This is a genomic window from Micromonospora sp. NPDC051543 (genome assembly GCF_044454415.1).
Lineage (GTDB): Bacteria > Actinomycetota > Actinomycetes > Mycobacteriales > Micromonosporaceae > Micromonospora.
The window spans coordinates 77,293-98,774 of record NZ_JBITDT010000012.1; the positions used below are offsets into that span (position 1 = coordinate 77,293).

24 protein-coding genes are annotated in these 21,482 nt (G+C 71.7%); 19 read left to right on the forward strand and 5 right to left on the reverse strand.

Annotated features, from left to right (window positions below):
* Positions 1-24: 24 nt before the first annotated feature.
* From ACIA3K_RS22345 to ACIA3K_RS22385, 9 genes are all read left to right on the forward strand, one after another.
* Complete coding sequence (locus tag ACIA3K_RS22345) at positions 25-1,002, forward strand: NAD-dependent epimerase/dehydratase family protein (RefSeq protein ID WP_355048658.1); 978 nt, start codon at positions 25-27, stop codon at positions 1,000-1,002.
* 76 nt (positions 1,003-1,078) lie between these two features.
* Complete coding sequence (locus ACIA3K_RS22350) at positions 1,079-2,302, forward strand: LCP family protein (RefSeq protein ID WP_396803406.1); 1,224 nt, start codon at positions 1,079-1,081, stop codon at positions 2,300-2,302.
* Positions 2,303-2,483: 181 nt separating this feature from the next.
* Positions 2,484-3,743, forward strand: coding sequence for an LCP family protein (locus ACIA3K_RS22355; protein ID WP_396803407.1), 1,260 nt, complete (start codon positions 2,484-2,486; stop codon positions 3,741-3,743).
* Positions 3,744-3,964: 221 nt separating this feature from the next.
* Positions 3,965-4,882: an LCP family protein gene (locus tag ACIA3K_RS22360; RefSeq protein ID WP_396803409.1), complete on the forward strand. Its 918-nt coding sequence runs from the start codon at positions 3,965-3,967 to the stop codon at positions 4,880-4,882.
* Positions 4,883-4,940: 58 nt separating this feature from the next.
* Positions 4,941-5,276: a rhodanese-like domain-containing protein gene (locus ACIA3K_RS22365; protein WP_355048654.1), complete on the forward strand. Its 336-nt coding sequence runs from the start codon at positions 4,941-4,943 to the stop codon at positions 5,274-5,276.
* A gap of 10 nt (positions 5,277-5,286) precedes the next feature.
* A complete protein-coding gene (locus tag ACIA3K_RS22370; RefSeq protein ID WP_396803411.1) occupies positions 5,287-6,075 on the forward strand; it encodes a glycerophosphodiester phosphodiesterase in 789 nt (262 codons plus the stop codon).
* An 83-nt stretch (positions 6,076-6,158) separates the two neighbouring features.
* Positions 6,159-7,613, forward strand: a complete 1,455-nt coding sequence (locus ACIA3K_RS22375) for an ATP-binding protein (protein WP_396803413.1) — start codon at positions 6,159-6,161, stop codon at positions 7,611-7,613.
* A 60-nt stretch (positions 7,614-7,673) separates the two neighbouring features.
* Positions 7,674-8,078, forward strand: coding sequence for an ATP-binding protein (locus ACIA3K_RS22380; protein ID WP_396803675.1), 405 nt, complete (start codon positions 7,674-7,676; stop codon positions 8,076-8,078).
* Between the two features lie 121 nt (positions 8,079-8,199).
* Positions 8,200-9,087 carry a DUF5926 family protein gene (locus ACIA3K_RS22385; RefSeq protein ID WP_396803415.1) on the forward strand — a complete coding sequence of 296 codons (888 nt, stop codon included), beginning with the start codon at positions 8,200-8,202 and terminating at the stop codon, positions 9,085-9,087.
* Positions 9,088-9,182: 95 nt separating this feature from the next.
* Here the strand turns inward: ACIA3K_RS22385 and ACIA3K_RS22390 are convergent, their stop codons facing one another.
* The gene (locus tag ACIA3K_RS22390) at positions 9,183-10,400 is read right to left on the reverse strand and encodes an arginine deiminase (protein WP_396803417.1); all 1,218 of its coding nucleotides are present in this window, start codon (positions 10,398-10,400) and stop codon (positions 9,183-9,185) included.
* Positions 10,401-10,563: 163 nt separating this feature from the next.
* Here ACIA3K_RS22390 and ACIA3K_RS22395 point away from each other — a divergent pair, with 163 nt between their 5' ends.
* From ACIA3K_RS22395 to pheA, 5 genes are all read left to right on the forward strand, one after another.
* Positions 10,564-11,304 carry a hypothetical protein gene (locus ACIA3K_RS22395; protein WP_396803419.1) on the forward strand — a complete coding sequence of 247 codons (741 nt, stop codon included), beginning with the start codon at positions 10,564-10,566 and terminating at the stop codon, positions 11,302-11,304.
* 168 nt (positions 11,305-11,472) lie between these two features.
* Positions 11,473-11,931: a hypothetical protein gene (locus ACIA3K_RS22400; RefSeq protein WP_357131480.1), complete on the forward strand. Its 459-nt coding sequence runs from the start codon at positions 11,473-11,475 to the stop codon at positions 11,929-11,931.
* Positions 11,932-12,006: 75 nt separating this feature from the next.
* Positions 12,007-12,396, forward strand: a complete 390-nt coding sequence (locus ACIA3K_RS22405) for an ACT domain-containing protein (RefSeq protein WP_396803421.1) — start codon at positions 12,007-12,009, stop codon at positions 12,394-12,396.
* 82 nt (positions 12,397-12,478) lie between these two features.
* Positions 12,479-13,045, forward strand: coding sequence for a hypothetical protein (locus ACIA3K_RS22410; RefSeq protein ID WP_396803423.1), 567 nt, complete (start codon positions 12,479-12,481; stop codon positions 13,043-13,045).
* A gap of 10 nt (positions 13,046-13,055) precedes the next feature.
* A complete protein-coding gene (gene pheA / locus ACIA3K_RS22415) occupies positions 13,056-14,009 on the forward strand; it encodes a prephenate dehydratase (RefSeq protein ID WP_396803425.1) in 954 nt (317 codons plus the stop codon).
* Between the two features lie 64 nt (positions 14,010-14,073).
* Here pheA and ACIA3K_RS22420 read toward each other — a convergent pair whose 3' ends face one another.
* The 3 genes from ACIA3K_RS22420 to ACIA3K_RS22430 all read right to left on the reverse strand — a co-directional run bounded on the left by ACIA3K_RS22420 (position 14,074) and on the right by ACIA3K_RS22430 (position 15,755).
* Positions 14,074-14,796, reverse strand: a complete 723-nt coding sequence (locus ACIA3K_RS22420; RefSeq protein WP_234582643.1) for an AIM24 family protein — start codon at positions 14,794-14,796, stop codon at positions 14,074-14,076.
* Positions 14,797-14,884: 88 nt separating this feature from the next.
* Positions 14,885-15,232: a metallopeptidase family protein gene (locus ACIA3K_RS22425; protein ID WP_396803677.1), complete on the reverse strand. Its 348-nt coding sequence runs from the start codon at positions 15,230-15,232 to the stop codon at positions 14,885-14,887.
* A 91-nt stretch (positions 15,233-15,323) separates the two neighbouring features.
* Positions 15,324-15,755 carry an OsmC family protein gene (locus ACIA3K_RS22430; RefSeq protein WP_355048644.1) on the reverse strand — a complete coding sequence of 144 codons (432 nt, stop codon included), beginning with the start codon at positions 15,753-15,755 and terminating at the stop codon, positions 15,324-15,326.
* A gap of 186 nt (positions 15,756-15,941) precedes the next feature.
* Between ACIA3K_RS22430 and ACIA3K_RS22435 the strand changes: the two genes are divergently transcribed.
* The 3 genes from ACIA3K_RS22435 to ACIA3K_RS22445 all read left to right on the forward strand — a co-directional run bounded on the left by ACIA3K_RS22435 (position 15,942) and on the right by ACIA3K_RS22445 (position 18,667).
* Positions 15,942-16,685 carry a hypothetical protein gene (locus tag ACIA3K_RS22435; RefSeq protein WP_396803428.1) on the forward strand — a complete coding sequence of 248 codons (744 nt, stop codon included), beginning with the start codon at positions 15,942-15,944 and terminating at the stop codon, positions 16,683-16,685.
* Positions 16,686-17,033: 348 nt separating this feature from the next.
* Positions 17,034-17,855, forward strand: coding sequence for an HAD hydrolase family protein (locus ACIA3K_RS22440; protein WP_355048642.1), 822 nt, complete (start codon positions 17,034-17,036; stop codon positions 17,853-17,855).
* Complete coding sequence (locus tag ACIA3K_RS22445; RefSeq protein WP_396803430.1) at positions 17,855-18,667, forward strand: Cof-type HAD-IIB family hydrolase; 813 nt, start codon at positions 17,855-17,857, stop codon at positions 18,665-18,667. Before ACIA3K_RS22440 ends, ACIA3K_RS22445 begins: the two co-directional genes overlap by 1 nt.
* Before the next feature lie 4 nt (positions 18,668-18,671).
* On the opposite strand, the gene ACIA3K_RS22450 is transcribed toward ACIA3K_RS22445, so the two are convergent.
* A complete protein-coding gene (locus ACIA3K_RS22450) occupies positions 18,672-19,286 on the reverse strand; it encodes a bacterial proteasome activator family protein (protein WP_396803432.1) in 615 nt (204 codons plus the stop codon).
* Positions 19,287-19,347: 61 nt separating this feature from the next.
* Between ACIA3K_RS22450 and ACIA3K_RS22455 the strand changes: the two genes are divergently transcribed.
* Both ACIA3K_RS22455 and ACIA3K_RS22460 read left to right on the forward strand, forming a co-directional pair.
* The gene (locus tag ACIA3K_RS22455; RefSeq protein WP_396803434.1) at positions 19,348-20,145 is read left to right on the forward strand and encodes an alpha/beta hydrolase family protein; all 798 of its coding nucleotides are present in this window, start codon (positions 19,348-19,350) and stop codon (positions 20,143-20,145) included.
* Positions 20,146-20,224: 79 nt separating this feature from the next.
* Entirely contained in the window at positions 20,225-21,412 is a 1,188-nt protein-coding gene (locus ACIA3K_RS22460; protein ID WP_396803436.1) for an ABC transporter substrate-binding protein, read from the forward strand.
* Positions 21,413-21,482: the final 70 nt, after the last annotated feature.

A 21,482-nucleotide genomic window follows, 5' to 3' on the forward strand; every position in this document is an offset into this window, starting at 1 on the left:
AGGGGGGTCGGTAGGCTGACCGGCATGAAGGTTGCTGAGCGCTTCGGTTCCGGTCACCGCGTTCTCGTCACCGGCGGCGCCGGTTTCGTCCCGTCGCACCTGGTCGACTCCCTGATCGCCCGGGGCTGCACGGTGGTGGCCCTGGACAACTTCGTCACCGGTTCCAAGGAGAACGTCGCCCACCTGCTGGACCGGCCAACCTTCACCCTGGTCGAGGCGGACATCTCCGACGGTCTGCCGACGCACCACCCGGCGCTGACCGAGCGCTTCGACGCGATCCTGCACATGGCCTCGCCGGCCAGCCCCACCGACTTCGCCCAGCTTCCGGTGGAGATCCTCCGGGTCGGCTCGGTGGGCACCCTGCACCTGCTCGACCGCGCGGTCGCCGACGGCGCCCGGTTCCTGATGGCCTCCACGAGCGAGGCGTACGGCGACCCGAAGGAGCACCCGCAGCGCGAGACCTACTGGGGCAACGTCAACCCCATCGGCGTCCGCAGCGTCTACGACGAGGCGAAGCGCTTCTCCGAGGCGGCCACCATGGCGTACCACCGGTACCGGGGGCTGGACGCCGCGATCGTGCGGATCTTCAACACGTACGGTCCGCGGATGCGCCCGGACGACGGTCGCGCCATCCCGACCTTCATCTCCCAGGCGCTGCGCGACGAGCCGATCACCGTGCACGGCACCGGCAACCAGACCCGGTCGATCTGCTTCGTCGAGGACCTGGTTCGGGGCATCCTGCTGCTGCTCGACTCGACCGAGACCGGCCCGGTCAACTGCGGTACCGAGCACGAGATGTCCATGCGTCAACTCGCCGAGTTGATCGTGTCGCTCTCCGACAGCAGCTCGGAGGTGACGTACATCACGCGCAGCGCGGACGACCCGGAGATGCGCCGCCCCGACCTGACCCTCGCCCGTGAGCTGCTCGGATACGAGCCGGCTGTGACGCCCGAAGACGGCCTGCGACGCACGATCGAGTACTTTCGGGCGCGGCTAGGGTAACCGGCTCGGGGCGGACCGCCGATCGCTGAGTGTCACCTGAGGGCGGTAGTGGCTCCCGCTACGTACCCTGATTTGCATGTCAGCGACCTCTGCCGGCGTTCCCCAGCCGTACCTGCACCGCAGCGCCGGACGCGCCTCGGTGCCCGGCCCCGACCGGGGCGCCTCCGGACGTGCGCGTCCGGCCGAGGCGCGCTTCTACCCGTCGTACGACGATCGGCAGGTCGGCCCGGGCGGCCCGGCGGGGCCGACGGGACCGGGCGGGTCGGGTGGCGCCGGCGGGTCGGGACGGCGTGGTCCCCGCCCACGCTGGGGGCGGATCGGCCTGGTGGCGGGCATCGCGGTGCTGGTGTTGGCGCTGCTCGGCGGCCTGGGCGCGTGGCTGTACGCGCGCAACCTCAACAACGACCTGGCCCGCACCGATCCCTTCGCGGAGATCACCGGCGGCCGGCCGGCGAAGCCGGTCGACGGCGCGTTGAACATCCTGCTGGTCGGCAGCGACTCCCGGGACCCGGACGCGCCCGTCGACACCAAGAGCCAGTGGCGGGCCGACACCATCATCGTGATGCACATCCCGGCCGACCATAAGGAGGCGTACCTGGTCTCCATCCCGCGCGACCTGTACGTGCCGATCCCGGAGAGCGCGGGCGCGGACTGCGGCTCCGGCCGGCGCGCGAAGATCAACGCGGCGTTCGCCTTCGGTGGCCTGCCGCTGGCCGTCCGTACCGTCGAATGCTTCAGCGACGTCCGGATCGACCACGTCATGGCGATCGACTTCGGCGGGTTCAAGGAGGTCACCGACGCCCTCGGCGGGGTGGACCTGAAGGTGGAGCGGACGATCACCTCGATCCACAAGCCGTACCGGACGTTCACCAAGGGCACCAACCACATGGACGGCGCGGAGGCGCTGGACTGGATCCGGCAGCGCAAGCAGTTCCCGGACGGCGACTTCGCCCGCATGCGGCACCAGCAGGACTTCCTGCGGGCGCTGATGGACAAGGCGGCCAGCACCGGCACCCTGGCGAACCCGAAGAAGCTCAACGACTTCCTCAAGTCGGTGACCGCGGCGGTGACCGTCGACCAGGGCTTCTCGTTGACCGATATGGCAGTGCAGTTCCGGAGCCTGCGCGGTGAGAACCTCACGTTCCTGACCAGCCCGAACTCGGGCAGCGACACGATCAACGGCGAGTCGGTGGTGGTCTCGGACCGGGAGAAGGCGCTGGCGATGTACAAGGCCATGTCGGCGGACACGATGGCGGACTGGGTGAAGGCCAATCCGCCGAAGAACTCCGACGGCGGCTGAGCGCGCGGGGGCGACGGCGATCAACCCATTGTGAGACGCACTCACCGTTTCGGTGATCGAGTACGACCGATCGCACGGTTGACGGAACCTGTCGTCCCAATTGAGTCCAGATGAACTCGCAAAGTCGAATTGATGTACGTACAGTGGGGCCGCCCCCTCCTGATCACGAGCTGGAGCACGAATGCCGGTTCAGGCCAGCCGTCGCCCTTCGTCCACCGGATCCGCCGCGCCGAGCGGCCGGATCGGCGCGTCCATCCCGGTGCAGCCCGGCCGGTCGGGCGGTGGTCCGGGCGGTCGTCCGCCGGGCGATGGCGACAGCCGGACAGGCGGCAAGGGGCCGGCGAAGAAGCGGCCCCGGCGCAAGGATCCGCTCTGGGCCCGCCTGACCGTGATCTTCGGTGCGGTGCTGATGCTCAGCAGCGGGGTGGCGATCGTCGGCACGAAGGTGCTGGTCGGTCAGGCCACCGGCGACATCGCCCAGCGCAACCTGCTCGGCGACGCCGGCAAGACCGACGCCGAGGGTGGCGCGAGCCTGGACGGGCCGATCGACATGCTGCTGCTCGGTGTGGACGCCCGGGAGCGGTGGGCCGCCGACGACGTCCGGTCGGACAGCATCATCATCCTGCACATCCCGGCCTCGCACGACCAGGCGTACCTGATCTCGATTCCCCGGGACACCGAGGCGCAGATCCCGCCCTTCAAGAAGAGCGGCTTCGCCGGCGGCACCGACAAGATCAACGCTGCCTTCCAGGCCGGCGCCCGCAACGGCGGCGGCTGGGAGGGTGGCGCCCAGTTGATGGCCCAGACGATCAAGCGCCTCACCGGCGTCAGCTTCGACGGTGCGGCGATCATCAACTTCGGTGGCTTCAAGAACGTCATCGACACGCTGGGCACGGTCAAGATCTGCGTCAGCCACGAGGTCAAGTCGCACCACATGTCGTTCGTCGACGGCAAGCCGATGTGGAACGCCGACGCCAAGAAGACCGGCAAGACGATGACCCCGGTGGTGCACAAGAAGGGCTGCAAGGAGATGGAGGGCTGGGCCGCCCTCGACTACGCCCGGCAGCGGTACGGCCTCCCCGGCGGCGACTACGACCGGCAGCAGAACCAGCAGCAACTGATCAAGGCGATGGCGCGCAAGGCCACCGACGGCGGCATGCTGACCAACCCGGCCAAGATGAACTCGTTGATCAAGGCGGCCGGCAAGGCTTTCGTCCTGGACACCGGCGGCGTGCCGATCGAGAACTTCATCTTCACCATGCGTGGCGTGACCGCGAACGAGCTGACCATGTTGAAGACCAACAACGGCAGCTTCAACGGCAACGGCAACAACCGTGAGGCGTTGAACGCGGAGACGATGGCGATGTTCGAGGCGCTCAAGCAGGACAAGCTCGCCGAGTTCGTCTTCACCCACCCCGAGGTGATCTCCGGCCGGAAGTGACGGCCGGGCGTGGCCAAGTCGCGCAAAGCCCGGCGACCGTCCCGTCACTGACCGTAGCCTGACGTGAGCAAGGTTCACGTATCGGCTGCGGGGAGGCGGTCACGTCCAGGTGGGGACGGAACGCGGCCGGTCGGGCACACCCGGCCGGGTCGCGCCGCAATCGCTGGCCACGCCTCCTGCTCGGCATCGGACTGGCCCTCGTCCTGCTGGCCGGGCTCGCGGTGGTGGGCCTGAAGACACTGACCCACCGGTACGACCGCACGGTCACCAAGGAGCAGTTGCTCGACGCCGACGCCCGCAGCGACCGGACCGACCTGGACGGGGCGCTCAACTACCTCCTGATCGGCACCGACAAACGCGCCGGCAGCAGCGAGCCGGACCAGCGCTCCGACACCATCCTCATCGTGCACGTACCCGCCGGGCGGCGCGCGGCGTACCTGGTCTCCATCCCGCGTGACCTGCTGGTCGCCATCCCGCCGGCGAACGGCTTCGGCGGCGGCCCTGACAAGATCAACGCCGCGTACGAGCACGGTGGCGGCGGATCGGCCGGCGCCCGACTGCTCTCCACCACCCTGAACCGGCTCACCGGCATCCGGTTCGACGGCGCCGCCCTGATCGACTTCTCCGGCTTCCGGAAGGTGATCGACCTCCTGGGCGGGGTGCAGATGTGCGTCGACACCGAGGTGCGCTCGATCCACACCAACCGGCTCTTCCGGACCGGCTGCCAGCGGATGGACGGGGCACAGGCGCTGGACTACGTACGGCAGCGCTACGACCTGCCCGGGGGCGACTACGACCGGCAGCGCCACCAGCAGCAACTCCTGCGGGCGATGCTGGACAGCGCCGGCGACGCCGACCTGCGCACCAATCCCGTGAAGCTGGACCAGGTGCTCCGGGCGGTCGGCGGCTCGTTGACCGTCGACACCAACGGCGTACCCCTTGAGGATCTGCTCCTCGCGCTCCGCGCGCTGCCGCCCGACGGAATGCGCGGCGTCCAGGTGCCCTCGTCCCCGCAGACCATCGACCAGGTCTCGTACGTGGTGCTCGACAACGGTGGCAACGGGCTGTTCGAAGCGGTCCGGGGCACCCGCGTACCGGACTGGGCACAGGCCAACCCGCGCTGGGTGACCCGGTTGTGACCGTGGCGACGGCCGGGTCGGTGCCGATCCGGCCCCCGAGGATCTAGTGTTGCTTCCTGTGTTCGGACCCCAGGTTCCCACCGTGCCCGTGACCGAGATCGCCGACGACACCTACCTGCTCGACGTGCGGGAGGCCGACGAATGGGCGGCCGGCCACGCCCCCACCGCCCACCACCTGCCGATGATGGAGCTGCCCGCGCGGCTGGCCGAGGTGCCGACCGACCGGGACGTGGCCGTCATCTGCCGCTCCGGTGGACGATCCGCCCAGGTCGTCGCCTACCTGATCAACAACGGCTGGGGGCAGGTACGCAACGCCGACGGCGGGATGCGCCAGTGGGCAGCGGTCGGCCGGCCAGTGGTCGACGCGAACGGGCAGCCCGGCCAGGTCATCTGAGGCGGCCGGCATGGGCGGGCCACTGGTCTTCGCGCACCGCGGGGCCTCGTACGACCTTCCGGAGCACACCCTCGCCGCGTACCTGCGCGCCCTCGACGAGGGGGCCGACGGGCTGGAGTGCGACGTCCGGCTGACCCGGGACGGTCATCTGGTCTGCGTACACGACCGGCGGCTGGACCGAACGAGCAACGGTCGCGGGCTGGTCAGCGCACGGACTCTCGCCGAGTTGGACGCGCTGGACTTCGGCTCGTGGCATCCGGCCGGCGCGCCGAGCGGTGACCTGCCGCCGGACGAGTCGCACACCCGGCTGTTGACCCTGGCCCGGCTGCTCGACGCGGTGCTCGCCGCCGGGCGGCCAGTCCGGCTGCTCGTGGAGACGAAGCATCCGTCCCGCTTCGGCTCGCTGGTGGAGCGGCGGCTGGTCGACCTGCTGCGGCAGTACGGGCTGGCCGATCCGGCACCGGACGCTCCGGTCCAGGTGACCGTCATGTCGTTCTCGCCGCTGGCCGTACGCCGGATCCGGGAGTTGGCCCCGGCGCTGCCCACGGTGCTGCTGCTGGAGGTGCTTCCACCCTGGCTGCGGCTGGGCCGGCTGCCGTTCGGCGCCCGCATCGCCGGCCCGGGCATCGGCCTGCTCCGGGCCCGCCCGCACCTGCTGCCCGCGCTGCGCGCCGCCGGCAACCAGGTGTACGTCTGGACGGTCAACGAGCCGGCCGACGTGGAGCTGGTGCTGGCCGGAGAGGTGGACGGGATCATCACGGACCGACCGGCGCACGTCCTGGCTCGGCGGGACCGCTGAACGGGCCTGTCGAGGCGAGCGAGCCGACGCCTGTGCGACAACCGGGGGTGCCGAAAGCCGGGCCGGCGGGGCAGACTCGGCACATGCCGGAGCGTATCGACTTCCCCGCTCTTCTCGCCGGCCACACCGTCGTGATCGAGATGATCAATGCGGGGGACGCGGGCCTGCCGGTCCTCACCCAACTCCTCCGGATGACCCAACCGGCGCTGCGCGCGAGCGGGATGGCGTTCGTCGAGTTCGGTCCGACCGGCGGTCGGGTGATCGCGGCCACCGGCGCGGCGGAGTGGGCGCTCGGCCGCCCGCTCGCGGCGGACGACCCGGACACGGTCCGCCTGCTCTCCGGCCCCCGGGTGAGCCAGGTCCGGGTGACCGATCTGAGCGGCAAGCTCGCCGCCGAACTGGCCGGCAGCGGCCTGCACCGGATGGTGGTGTCCCGAGCCGAGATCGGCGGTCACACTGTCGGCAGCCTGCACGCCCTCTATCCGGGCGATGACGAGCCGGGCGCCGAACAGCAGGGGGCCATCGAGTATCTGGCCTCGTGCGTCGCGCACATGTACGGCGACCAGAGCGGACTGCCGGTGCACGGCGACGGGCCGGTGGTGGCGGCGCTCGCCGACGGGCTGGCGGTGGTCGACCGGGACGGGCACGTCCGACTGTGGAACCCGGCCGCCGTCCAGGTCACCGGCTGCTCGACGGACCAGGCCCTGAACCGGCCGTTGCCGCTCCCGCTGCCGCCCGCCGGCCAGGTCCGCGACCACCGGCTGCCGGACGGGCGCTGGCTGCGCATCACCTCCGGCGACCTGCCCGGCCCGGGCGCGCTGCGGGTGGTCACCTTCCGCGACATCACCGACCAGCAGCGCCGCGATCACGACCGGGAGCTGTTCGTCGCGGTGACCAGCCACGAGCTACGCACGCCGGTCACCGTCATCAAGGGGTACGCGGACACCCTCACCGACCACTGGGAGTCGCTGACCGACGGCGACCGGCGACAGGCCGCCCGGGTGATCGGGCAGCGCGCCAACGAGCTGGCCCGGCTGGTCGACCGGCTGCTCTCCTCGGCGGCCGAGACGGGGCCCGCGGACGAACCGCCCACCCCGTTCGACCTCGGTGCGGCGCTGCGCGCGGCGGTCGTGGACCTGCCGGCGGAGCTGCGGCACCGACTGACGCTCCGCCTGCCCGTCGACCTGCCCAAGGCGCTCGGCCACCGTCCCAGCCTGGCCACCGTCCTGACCGAGCTGGTGACCAACGCCGGAAAGTACTCGCCGCCGGGCTCCCCGATCGAGATCACGGCCGGGGTCGACGGTCAGTTGGTCGCGTTCCGGGTGAGCGACCGCGGCATCAGCATCCGGCCGGAGCACGTGGAACGGGCGTTCGACCGGTTCTGGCAGGGCGAGTCCGGTGACCGGCGCGGCTACCCCGGAGCGGGGCTGGGCCTCTATCTCGTCCGCCGGATCGTTGAACAACAGAATGGATGGGTATCCCTACGTCCGAGGACCGACGGCGGTACGGTCGCAGAGGTGCGGCTACCGCGCGGTTGACCTGCGGGGCGCGACGTGGAGGCGACGGTGGCGACGGCGGCGAGAGATCGGGCGTGGTGCGTGGTGGTTCCCCACCACCCCGCCGGCGCACGACTGGCCCGGCATCGGCTCGCCGACGACCTGGCGGACGTCGTGCCCCCGGCGCTCCTCGCCGATCTGATCGCGGTGCTCGCCGAACTGGTGGGCAACTCGGTCCGGCACGCCCACCCGTTGCCCGGCGGCGTGGTCCGGGTGGCCTGGCGGCTGCGGCCGTCCGCCGACGGCCCACGGATCCAGTTGCGGGTGACCGACGGCGGCGCGGCCACCGGCCCACGGATCCGCACCGCCGGCCTCGACGCGGCGGACGGGCGGGGCCTGCACATCGTGGCCGGCCTGGCGACCCGCTGGGGCGTCGAGCGGGACGGCATGGGCCAGCGCGTCTGGGCGGAGTTCGACCCCACTCCCCGACTGGTCGCGGCGAACTAGGCCGGTTCCATCAGGGCGGTCGAGCCGAGGCGGAGTCCGGGCGGTTCTTCTGACACAGGCCCTGGCCCCGGTGGCGGGTCCGGGCCACGGCACGGGGCCGAGGGCTCTAGGCTGTGACGCCGTGAGCAAGCGTCGAAAGAGCCAGCGAGCAGCCACCGACACCACTCCCCGTCGGGAGAAGGTGCGGGACGTCTTCGTGCCGCGTCCCTTCGAGGGTCTGGTGGACGAGCCCGAGTGGATCGCGCTGCGCGAGCTGGTGCCCGCCGCGTCCGCCCCGCTGCGACTGGCGCCCGCCCTGGTCGAGGAGTTCGGAGACCGGTCGGCGACCCTGGCCACGGTCCTGCCGATGGCCGCGCCGGCGGTGAGCAAGCCGGACGGCCAGGTGCTCATCGGTCTGCAGCGTCACCAGCAGTCCGGCGATGTCTCCCGGGACCTGGCCGAGGCGCTCCTCAGCGCGCTGCGCACCGAGCCGGGCGGTCAGGTGTCCGTGCCGCCGCTGCCCGGCCCCGGGCCGCGACTCCAGGACATCCTCGTGGACGGCCCGCTGGAGATCAGCATGCACGACGGGTTCGAGTTCTGGCTCGATCCCGGCGCGACCGACGACCCGAGCGTCCAGGCGTCCCTGGAGCGGGCGAACGCCGCCATCTACCCGACCGTGCGGATGACCTCCGCGAAGGCCGCGTACTGGTGCCAGGTCCCCGAGAAGGCGCACGTGCGCTGGGTACTGCCGGACGACGAGGACGCCGCCCTCGACGCACTGGCCCGGCTCGGCGCGGCCGGCACGCTGACGCTCGGCGACCAGACCAAGTTCGCCGGGATGTTCCGCGCCCACGGCCGGCTCGTACCCGTCTGGGACCTTCCCGAGGACACTCCGGCGAGCGAGTGGGAGGACCCGGTGGCGCAGTTCGCCAAGCGGTACGCGGAGGCTCTCGCCACCACCGAGGCGTTGGACGCCGCCGGCCGGCGGGCCCGCCAGGGGCTGCTCGGCCGCCAGCTCACCCTGCGCTGACCCGGTCCCGCTGCCCGTCTCGCCGTGCACGGGCAGCGGGTGCGCACGGGCAGCGGGTAGCCCGGTTCAGCCGCGCGGGCAGCGGGTGGCCCGGTTCAGCCGCGCGCGGGCAGCGGAGCGCGGACGATCGGGCAGGACATGCAGCGCGGGCCGCCCCGGCCGGAGCCCAACTCCGACCCGGCGATCGGGATGATCTCGATGCCGGCCCGCTCCAACTGCGCGTTGGTCTCCGTATTGCGCTCATAACCGACGCACAGCCGGGGCGCGAGGGCGAGGGTGTTGTTGCCGTCGTCCCACTGCTCGCGTTCCGCGGTGACCGGGTCCAGGCCGGTGTCGATGACCCGGAGCTGGTCCAGGTCCATCGCGTCGGCGGCGGCTCGCAGGAAGGGCGCCGGGCCGTCCACCCGTGGGTCCTCGCCGTCCGCGCCGGCGATGACGGTGTACGCCGAGAGCGTGCTGGCGATGTTCGGATACATCAGGACGGCGTCGACGTCGACCATCGTGCAGACGGTGTCCAGGTGCATCGTGGCGCGTTTCTGGGCGATCGGCACCACCAGGATGGTGTGGGCCAGGCCGGCGGCGAAGACCTGCCGGCCGAGGCGTTCCGCGCCCGCCGGGGTGGTCCGCTCACCCACGCCGACGGCCAGCACGCCGGGTGCGAGCAGCAGCACGTCCCCGCCCTCCAGGTGTTCCAGGTCGGGACGGTAGACGAACTCGGTGCCGGCGAACCGGGGGTGGTACCGGTAGATGGCGTCGGTCAGGGTGGTCTCCCGGCGGCGGGCCGGCATGGCGAGGCTGGTGACGCCGACCCGGTCGCCGATCCACAGCGACGAGTCCCGGGTGAAGAGCAGGTTGGGCAGCGGGTCGATGACGAAGTCGTGCCGGTCCATCAGGGTGTAGACGAGACCGCCCGGCCGCTCCGAGCTGATCCGCAGCTCCTCGTGGGCCAGCCCGGCGGTCAGCACGTCGGCCAGCGCGGCCGGGTCCAGGTAGGCGAGGTGGTCGGCGACCCGGGCGCGGAGCGTGTCGCCGAGGCGGCGCGAGCGCAGCACCTGCTCGGTCAGTTCGGCTCGGGCGTCCTCGACGGCCAGCGTCTCGGCCAGCAGGGTAGCCAGGTAGAGCACTTCGACCCCGCGCTCGCGCAGCGCGGCAGCGAAGGCGTCGTGTTCCTCCTGGGCGCGGCCGACCCAGGGGATCGCGTCGAACAGGAGCGAGTCGTTGTTGCGCGGGGTGAGCCGGGCCAGTTCCGGGCCGGGCCGGTGCAGCAGGACAGTGCCGAGCCGGCCGACTTCACTGTCGACGTAGTGGGTCACCCCCGCAGCGTAGGGCAGGGTTTGGCGGCATCCGAGAAAAGAACTGTGGATGAATATGGCATTCATCCACAGTCACTCCGGCGCTCCGGCTTGCCGAACACCCACAGTGGCAACGTAGGGTAGTGAGGACATAACTTCGAGGGACCTTTTGCCGGAGGTCGCGATGACTGTCTTTCCCGCACGACGAGCCGCACCGACCGCACGGGCACTGCCGCCCATCGCGGTGCCCCACCCCCGCGTCGAGGCGCCGGGGGCTCTCGAACCGGTCCGCCCCACACCGCTCGAGTGGGCCCGACGCCGCCGTGCCGAGCGAGGTGCCCGTCGGCTGGAGGCGGCCGGCGCGCGGGCGCTCGGTCAACTCGACCACCTCGGGCCGTCCTGGCACGTCATCGAGTGGCCCCGTACCGATGTGGCGGACGTCCTGCTCGACCGCGCTCAGGACGACCGCGCCGGTTTCCTCGCCATCGGGCCGAGCGGCCTGTTCGCGGTGACCATCGCCGACCACGGCCGGGCCCGGGTGCTCGTCGCCGGGGACGTCGTGCAGATCAACGGGAAGCGGCCGCCGTACGTGACCGAGGCCCGCCGGGACGCCAAGCGGGCCAGCAAGGCCCTCTCCGACGCGGTGGGGCTGACCATCCCGGTGACGCCCGTGCTGACCTTCGTGGGTTCCGGCGTGATCAGCGTCTACGGCCTCCCGAAGGACTGTCTGATGGCCACCCACCGGGAGCTGGACCGGCTCCTCGTGGCCGGTGGCAACCGGATCAGCCCGACCACGGCCGAGAAGCTGGCACGGGTGGCACAGCACCCGAGCACCTGGCTGAACGGCACGTACCGTCCATCGGCCGACTACCGGTGGTACGAGGAGGGCCGAACGGCCGCTGACAAGGCGGCCCACCGCCGGTAACGTCACCGGCGACGCCACGCGGCCCCGGTCCCCCACCTACCCACCGGCTCCCGCGCCGTCGCCGGCCGCCCGGGGGTCCTCCGCTGCGGCGCGGTGACCCGGCTCGCTCGGTGAATCCGTCGTTGACCGGCTAGCGTGGACAGTCCGTCGTTGTACATAGGAGGCGCGGTGGCCCACGTCGAACTCTCGCTCTCAGAAGTGTTCGTGCCCTCGGCCCGAGCCTCGACAGAGTCTGAGTTCGACAATGTCGGCCAGTGGTCCTCGACGGTCGGGCGGGCGGACGAGCCCTGCCTGCTGATCGACGCCGACACCCGTGTGGTGGCCATCTCCACCGCCGGCTGCGCGCTGCTCTGCCTGGGCGAGCCCGCCGGCCTGATCGGGCGTCCACTTCTCGACGGCGGCCTTCGCCTGCTCGACTTCACCGCGAACCGGGGCGAGCTGACCGAGGCCGAGATCGACAAGATTCCGCCCCTGCTTGCGCTCTCCTCCGGCCGCCTCGCCCGGGGCCTGCTGCGGGTGCAGGCCGCCTCCGGCGGCGGGCCTGACGCGACGGTCGACGCGATCTCCACGCCGGTGCTCTCCGACGGCGCCGTCGCAGGCTCGCTCACCTTCTTCTCCGAGGTCTGACCTGCGGCGCGGTGTGGTGTTCGCCGCACGCGGCGATGCCCGGACGGGCTCGGTTCCACGCCGTAGGGTGCCCTCATGCTCGATATCACTCTGCTGCCGGGTGAGTACGCCGTGTGCCGGCTGGGTGGCGGCACCACCCTGCCGGAAGAGTTGTCGAGCGGGCTGGGTCGCGCCGACGTGGTCACGGTGAGCTGGACCGCCGACGGGATCTCGGTGATCTGCCCGGCCGAACGGTTGCCCGACGAGGCCGTGGTGGAGACCATCTGGCGCTGCCTCCGCGTCGCCGGTCCGGCGGGCACGGATGGCACCGGCACACTCGCGGCGCTCGTGGACCCACTCGCCGCGGCCCGGGTCAGCGTGGTCACCTTCTCCACCTTCGACACCGACTACGTGCTGCTGCCGGCCGTCCGACTGACCGAGGGCACGACCGCGTTGGAGCGCGCCGGACACCGCGTCCTCGGCTGAGCTTCACCCGGCCGACCGCTCGCCCTACGATGGGCTCGGCCACCCCGGCCGCGACGTATCCCGATGTCCCGAGGACCGGCCCGTGCCGTTCAGCCCACCCCGCCGCCCGTCCGCCCCCACCGCGCCCGCGTGGGCGGCGCTGCTGACGCTCCTCACCATCGGAGCGCTGACCGGCTGCGGAGCACCTCCGGAACTGCGTGACCCGACCGGCGTGCCCACCGGAGCCAGCAGCCCCAGGCCGTCCGGCCCGACCGACGTCGCGACGGGCACCCCCTCGACCGCACCGACCGCACCGCCGCCCGCCACCGGCGCGGCCACCCCGGAGCCGGGCCTGGTGGCGACGACCTGCCGGAACGGCCCGACCGGGCAGCGGGTGGTGCAGTTGCTGCGCGGACAGGCCTCGGTGCTCCCGGACAACGTCCGGGTCCGCGTCCGCACCGGCCCGTTGTGCGCCGGAGACTGGCAGTACACCGTGCTGGAGGTGACCGGGCACGAGGAGCTTCAGGTCGTCACCCAGGGCGGGCCGACGGCTCTGCAACTGGTCACGGCCGGCACCGACGTGTGCACCATCGAGGTCCGGGCCACCGGGCCGGCCGGAATCCGTACGCTCGCCTGTGATCCATCTCCAGCGGTCGGACCGGGTGCGTAGTCTGGGCGGCATGCCCGGAACACCACCTACGCGCTACGTCTACCTCGGCCCCGAGGGCACCTTCGCCGAGCAGGCCCTGCGCACCATCCCGGCGGCCGAACACGGCTCCCGTACGCCGGCTCGCAGCGTCGGGGAGGCGCTCGACAGCATCCGGGCCGGAGAGGCCGACGCGGCGCTCGTACCGCTGGAGAACTCGATCGGCGGGGCGGTCGGCGTCACCCTCGACGAGATCGTCGAGGGGGAGCCGCTGGTGATCACCCGCGAGGTGGTCCTGCCGGTGGAGTTCGTGCTCGCCGCCCGGACGGGCACCGCGCTGTCGGCCGTCCGCTCCATCGCGGCACACCCGCAGGCGTCCACCCAGTGCCGGGGCTGGCTGCGTGACCACCTGCCTGATGCGACGGTCGTCGATGTCCTCTCCAACGGCGCGGCGGCCGCCGGCGCCGGGTCCGGCGAGTACGACGCGGCGATCTGCGCGCCCATCGGGGCGGCCCGGCACCGGCTCGCGCTGCTCGCCGAGAAGATCGCCGACCACCCCGACGCGGTGACCCGGTTCGTGCTGGTCTCCCGTCCCGGGCCACCCCCACCGCCGAGTGGCGACGACCTCACCTCACTGGCCGTCTACATCGCTCACGACCGGGTGGGCGCGCTGCTGTCGGTGCTGGTCGAGCTGGCCGTACGGGGGGTGAACCTGACCCGGATCGAGTCCCGCCCGACCGGTGAGGCGCTGGGCCGGTACGTCTTCTTCCTCGACTGCACCGGGCACGTGGCCGACGTACGCCTGGGTGAGGCGTTGCAGGGGCTGCGCCGGGTGTGCGCGGAGGTCCGTTTCCTCGGGTCCTATCCCCGACACCGTTGGGTCGAGGCCGGCGAGCGGCGGGTGCCCGCGCCGGCCGGCCTGTCGGACGTCGACTACGCCGACGCGGCGGCCTGGCTGGCCCGGCTGCGCACCGGCGAGATGAGCTGACCGGGCCGAGCGCCGGGGCCCTGGGGGTGGGGTGCTCCGGAGCGCGCCCCACCCGGGTCGACGCTCAGCTCAGCAGACCGCCGAGCAGGCCACCCTCCTGCTGCTGCTGACCGCTGCCCATGACCGGCGGCTCCTCGGACGGCTGCACCACCACGAAGCCCTGCCCGGCGAAGCTCATGGTGAACGACTCGCCGGTGCGCCGACCGAGCAGCGTGCCGAGACCGAGCTGCTCGGCACGGTGGTAGCCGGTCTGGAGGTTGGCCGACCAGCAGACGGCGGCCTGCGGGTCGACGTACGTCGGGGCGTCCACGTTGAGCACCACGGGGGTGCCCTTGGTCGTGATGGCGATCCGGCCGTACCCGCTGAACACGCAGTTGAACAGCCCGGACGAGGAGGCCATGCCGGCGCCGCCGACCATCCTGATGTCGTACTGCAGGGTCGAGTCGAAGGCGAGCACGCTGGAGCCGTTGATGGAGAGCGCGTCGCCCGGCTCCAGGTCGATGATGTGGACGTCCTTGGCCAGTTCGGCGAGGAAGACGTCACCCTGGCCGGTGACCTTCATCAGCGGGACGCCCTCGCCGGTGAGCTTCTGCTTGAGGAACTTGCCGAGGCCGCCCGAGCCCAGGGCCTGGAACTGCACGTTGCCCTGGTAGGCGACCATCGAGCCGACCCGGGCCATCGCCTCGCCGTTGAGCTCGATCTTCAACATCTTGGAGTTCTGCAGACGCATGCCCGCCTGCGCCGACTCCTTCTCCAGATTCTCCGCCGAGAACAGCTCGCTGCGCATGAAAGGTGCCTCCTGAAATGGTCGCGGTCGCTGCATCGACCGTAGGTGACCACGGCAACCGGAGGCGATCGGTTCAGCGACGGGCGAGTCAGCCCCAGCCCAGGGCGTGCAGCCGCTCGTCGTCGATGCCGAAGTGGTGGGCGATCTCGTGCACCACGGTCACCGCCACCTCGTCGATGACGTCCTCGTCGTTGTCGCAGATCCGCAGGATCGGGTGGCGGTAGATGAAGATCCGGTCCGGCAGCACACCGGAGTAGTCCCAGCCCCGGTTGGTGAGCGCGTGCCCCTCGTAGAGGCCGAGCAGGTCGGATTCACCCGGCGGCGGGTCGTCCTCGACGAGGATCACCACGTTGCTCATCAGGCCGAGAAGCTCCTCGGGCACCTCGTCGAGGGCGTCAGCGACCAGCTCCTCGAAGCGCTCGCGAGTCATCTCCACCGGCACGACGTTCATTCTGCCCGACACGGGACCGGTCGGCCGGGTCGCGCTCGGCGACCCGGGCCGGGGTCCACGTGTGCGGGTCGCCGGGTCAGGCGGCCAGGCGGGCGGTGAGGGTGATCTCGGCGCCCGGCGAGAGCAGGCGGGAGATGGGACAGTTGGCCTTGGCGGCCTCGGCGAGCTTCTGGAACTCCGCCTCGTCGACCCCGGGCACCTGGCCGACGGTCTCGAGGTCGATCCGGGTCACGCTGAACCCGGCGTCGGTCTTGTCCAGGTGGACCTTGGCGGTGGTCTCGACCGAGGTGGGCGTGGTGCCGGCGTCGGCGAGGGCCTTCGAGAACGCCATCGAGAAGCAGCCCGCGTGCGCGGCGGCGATCAGCTCCTCGGGGTTGGTGCCCTCGCCCTCCTCGAACCGGGACTTGAAGGAGTAGTTGCCGGACAACCCGCCCTTACCGGTGCGGACGGTGCCGGAACCCTCGGTGAGATTGCCCTGCCATTGTGCGGAAGCGGTACGGATTGGCATGTTGAGAACGCTAGCGGATACGTGACCTGCGGGCGACCGACCGGCACCGACGACCGCCCTGCGATTCCCGTCACCGTGATCGACGGCGCGGCGGACGTGGGCGGGCGCGCGGTGTCGACGGCAGCGCTACGACCGGGGGCTGTGCCATGATTCGACGCAGGCCCGCGACCGGCGGAGGGATGGCCGATGCCCGAGGATCTGCCCGTTCCGCGCCAGGGAGACTCGCCCGACGCGCCGGCTGTGATCGAGTGGGGCGCCGACGAGCCCGCGCGGGCACGCCGGTTCGGTAATCCCCTGGTCGGCCTGACCCGTGATCCTCGCCTGCCGCTGCTGCTGGCCGGCCTCGGCGCGGTCGCCGGGATCGCGTCGATGATCGGCGAGTGGCTGTTGACGACCGTGCCGAGCGGCGGGCCCGAGGGGCCCAACACGATCGAGGTGCCCGCCAGCGTGTCCGAGATCGGCGGCTTCGGGGTCGCCTATCTCGCCGGTCTGCTCGGCCTGGCCTGCGCCGTGGCCCTGGCGCTGGGGGGCACGGCGGCGGTCCGTACGAACGCGCGGCTGGTCGGGCTCACGCTGGCCGGCGCGCTCCTGGCGTTGCTGGTCGCCGCTTTCGCGACGCTCGACGACACCGGTGAGCGGGCCCTTCTCTACTCGCCCGAGGAAGAGTTCCGAGTCGAGTACGGCCGCGGTCTCGTGCTGGCGTTCGTCGCGTGCGTCCTCTTCGCCGCCGCTCTGCGACTGGCGGGGGCCGTACCGACCGACGCGTCGGCGGGGTCGGCTGACGACGACGCCCGGGCCGCCGACGTACCCGCGATGCGGTCCTGGCGTCGCCGCCCGGACCCGGGCCCACTCGACGACGGCCTACCCGCCCCCGCCGACCTGACGGTGGAACCAGCCACCCCCTTCGCCCGCCCCGAAAACCCCACCTGAACCCCGACCCCTGACCCCTGACCCCACCCCACCACCGCGCCGATCTTGCGGCTTCTGTCGTCACATAAGTCGCGTAAGCCCACAAAACAACCACCGAAAGTGCAAGATCGGCGAGGCGAGGGCGCGGGGGCGAGGGGGCGAGGGGCGAGGGGCGAGGGGCGAGGGGCGGGGGCGCGGGGGCGCGGGGGCGGGGTTGGACACCTGTCGGGTGCCGTGCGTTGGTGCCCGATTCGCCGGGAAGCCATGGTTGCGACCCTTTCCGCGAGGTACGGTTGCTGCCCGCCGTCACGCCGGGTCTCGACCAGGACCGCACGGCTGGCTGCGACGGCGGTGGGCGAAGGAGGAACGATGACCCGCCCGGGACTGCCCAAGCTGATCGCGACCGACCTCGACGGAACACTCGTCCGCAGCGACGACACCGTCTCCGCGTACACCCACGGGGTGCTCGACCGGGTGCGGGCCGCCGGTATTCCGGTGGTCGGCGCGACCGGACGCGGCCCTCGCCTGACCGAGCTGACCCGCAACGACATCCGCGCCGCCGACTTCCTGGTGATGGCCGGCGGCGGACGTGTGGTCGACCAGAGCGACCCGGCCGGCCCGGTGGTGCTGCGCGACGAGCGCCTGCCCGCCGAGGTGCTGGCCCGGTTGCTCGCCGACCTGGAGGCGGAGGTCGGCCCGCTGACCGTGATGGTCGAGGCGTCCGACGAGCACGACGCCCCGCTCTGGGGTGACTACCACCCGAGCTGGCCGTACCAGGACCGGTTCGAGGCGCGCACCCGCGACGAGTGCCTCTCCTGTGACGTGCTCAAGGCGTTCGCCAGAACCGCCGACCACCACGTGGACGAACTGCTGGCGGTGGCCCGCCGGATCGTCGAGCCGCAGGTCGCCACGCTCACCCAGGCTGGGCTCGGTTTCATCGAGATCTGCCCGCCCGGGGTGGACAAGGCGACCGGGCTGACCGTCGTGGCGCAGACGCTCGGGGTCGACCCGGCCGACGTGCTGGTCTTCGGCGACATGCCCAACGACCTGCCGATGTTCGAGTGGGCCGGCTGGTCGCGGGTGGCGGTCGCCAACGCTCACCCCGACGTCCGCGCGGCCGCCGACGAGGTGACCCTGCGGAACGATGACGACGGAGTCGCGGTGTATCTGGACCGACTACTCTCCCGATGATGGGAGAGACACCCCGGCTGGTAGCCACGGACATCGACGGCACGCTGATCCGCGACGACCACACGGTCAGCTCGCACACCGCCGACGTGCTCGCGCGGATCTCCGCGCGAGGCACGCCGGTCGTGCTGGTCACCGGCCGCCCGGTCCGCTGGCTCAAGATGGTGTACGACCAGCTGGCCGAGCCTCTGCCGGCGGTCTGCGCCAACGGCGCCGTGGTCTACGACCCGTTCAACGACGAGGTGCTACGGGCCGACCCGCTCGCGCCACAGCACCTGGTGGAGGTGGCCCGGCGGCTGCGCGCCGAGGTGCCCGGCATCAGCTTCGCCGTGGAGATCCTGGACAGCCGGGAGATGCGTCACGAGGCGGACTACCCGCTGCGCTGGGATGCCGACGCCGACGCCATCCGGCCGATCGAGACGCCGGAGGAGTTGCTCTCCGTGCCGGCGGTGAAGCTCCTCGCGCGGGCCGGCGAGCAGGACCCGGACGCGTTCGCGGCGCTGATCGCCAGGGCGCTGCAAGGGTTGGCCGAGGCGACGCACTCGTCGTCCTCGGGGCTGGTGGAGATCTCCGCGGCGGGGGTGACCAAGGCGGCCGGGCTCGACTGGTACTGCGACCGGCTCGGCGTGGCCGCGGCGGACGTGGTCGCCTTCGGCGACATGCCGAACGACGTACCGATGCTGAGCTGGGCGGGGCGCGGCGTGGCGGTGGCCAACGCGCACCCCGCCGTCCTCGCGGTCGCCGACGAGGTGACCGGCTCGAACTCCGAGGACGGCGTGGCCGCGTACCTGGAGAAGGTCTTCGGGGTCCAGTGACCGGTCAGAGGTACTGGCCGGTGTTGTGACCCTCACCGCCGCCCGGCTGGCCGATGCCCGGCATGCCGGGGACGACCCCGGCGGGGCCGCTCGGCAGTGCCTGCCGGCCGCCGCGCATCTGCTCAAGCTGCACGCGGGCGGCCATCTGCTGGGCGACCAGGGCGGCCTGGATGCCGTGGAACAGGCCCTCCAGCCAGCCGACGAGCTGGGCGTGCGCGATGCGCAGCTCGCTCTCGCTGGGCGCCTTGTCCTCGGTGAAGGGCAGCGAGATCCGCTCCAACTCGTCGCGCAGCTCGGGTGCGAGACCCTCCTTGAGCTCGACGATCGAGCGTTCGTGGATCTCCCGCATCCGGTGCCGGCTGGCGTCGTCCAGCGGGGCGGCCTTGACCTCCTCCAGCAGCTGCTTGATCATGCTGCCGATCCGCATCACCTTGGCCGGCTGCTCGACCAGGCGGGTCGGGTCCTCACCGTGGCCCTCCTCGGCCTGCACGGTGCCGATCGGCCGCCCGTCCGGGCCGACCACCACCACGGTGCCGGAGTGGCCGGAGTCGTCGGGGCCGGGCTGGTCGTTCTGCTCAGCGGTCATGGGGTCCATCTTTACCCAGGAGGTCCGGCCCATGCCGCCCGGGACCGACTCCCCTGGGCCGAACCACCCGGGCGGGGCGCGCTACCGTCGCGCCATGTCTGCCGACCCGCGCGCGGTGCTGACCCGGCCGGCGCCCGCGCCGGACCGGACGGTGGCGTACGGCGACCACCCCGACCAGATCGCCGACCTTCGCCGCCCAGCCGGTTCCGGGCCGGCCCGGCCGCTGGTCGTCGTGGTGCACGGGGGCTTCTGGCGGGCCGAGTACGACCGGCGGCACACCGGACCACTGGCCACCGCGCTCGCGGCCGACGGGTACCCGGTGGCGCAACTGGAGTACCGGCGTACCGGGCAACCGGGCGGTGGCTGGCCGGGCACGTTGACCGACGCCCTCGCCGGGATCGCGGCGCTGCCGGAGCTGGTCGCGCAGGCGCTGCCAGGTCGGGTGAGCGGGGCCGCGCCGATCCTGATCGGTCATTCCGCCGGTGGTCACCTGGCGTTGTACGCGGCGGCCACCGCGCCGTCGACGGTGGGTGGGGTGCTGGCCCTGGCCCCGGTGGCCGATCTCGCCGAGGCGTACCGGCTGGACCTGGACTCCGGCGCGGTGGCCGCGCTGCTCGGTGGTGGTCCGGGGGATGTGCCGGACCGGTACGCGGCGGCCGATCCACGATCTTTGGTACCGATCCCAACACGCACTGTAGTGATGCATGGGTCACTTGACGAACAGGTGCCGGTCTCGATGAGCCGGGATTTCGTGGTGGCAGCTCGTACCGTGGGATCCGATATTTCCCTTGTCGAGCTGCCCGGATGCGAGCATTTCGGGCTGATCGACCCGGAGTCCACGGCCTGGCCCCGGGTGCGGGATGTGTTGCGGTCCCTGCACGATGATCTATAGCCATTGACGCAGCGTCGCCGACCAGGTAGAACGCCGGAGGGGCGCTGTTCGCCCTGCAACGCTCCTGGAAGGGAACTCGGTGTCGCAGATGAATCGCAGGCGGGCGCTCCAACTGTTGGCCGCGCTCGGTACGACCGGATTCGCCACCGCGTGCGGCTCCGACACCGGCGACCAGCCGACCGTCGCCAAGAACCCGATCAAGATCGGTCTGATCGCACCGAAGGGCGGCGGGTTCAAGTCCATCGGTGACGACATCACCAACGGCTTCCAGCTCTTCCTCGACCTGCACAACCAACAACTGGGTGGGCACCCGGTCGAGCTGCTCACCGCCGACGAGGGCGAGACCGCCAAGACCGGCAAGGCCGCCGTCGACCAGCTCCTCAAGCAGAACGTGCTGGCGCTCACCGGCGTGGTCAACTCGTCGGTGATGGTGGGTATCCGCGACACCATCGAGGACGCCCGAGTCCCGCTCATCGGGTCGAACGCCTCACCGAGCAGCCTGCAGAGCGTCGTCTACATCTGGCGTACCTCGTACGTGCTGGACGAGGCCGGGCGGGCGCTGGGCCGCTACCTGCGCGACCAGCTCCCGGCGAACGGCCGGATCGCGATCATCATGCCCGAGAACGTGGGCAGCCCGGACGTCGTGCGGGGCTTCCGGCAGGAGTTCGGCGCCACCGACCCGCGCATCGCCGACCCGGTGACCAACACCAGCCCCACCCCGAACCCGGGCAAGACCACCTACGCGGCGGACATCGAGAAGGCGCTGCGCAAGAACCCGACCGCCGTGTTCTGCTTCTTCGCGGGTGCGGCCGCCGTCGAGTTCATCAAGCAGCTGCGCGACCAGTTCTCCGGGCCCGTGTACGCCCCCGGCTTCCTCACCGAGGGCGCCGTGCTGGACAGCCTGGACCGGGACGCGCTGGGCATCCAGACCGCCCTGAACTACTCGGCCGACCTCAACAACACGTCGAACCGGGTCTTCGCCTCGGCGTACCGCAAGAAGCACCAGAGCACGCCGACGACCTACGCGATGGCGTCGTACGACGCGGCCCAGGTGCTCGACCAGGCCATCCAACTGACCGGCGGAGCGCCCACCCCGCAGCAGGTCAACCTGGCGCTGGGCAAGATCGGCCAGATCGACAGCCCGCGCGGCATCTGGCAGTTCAACCAGCCGCGTACCCCGCAGCAGAAGTGGTACCTGCGGGAGGTCCAGCAGGACGGTCAGGTCATGTCGAACGTGCTGATCAACGAGCTGGCCACGCTGGGCTAGAGCCTGTCGCACAACGAGCGAAGCAGGGGCCGGCCTCCCACGGGAGGCCGGCCCCTGCCGTACGCGGCGC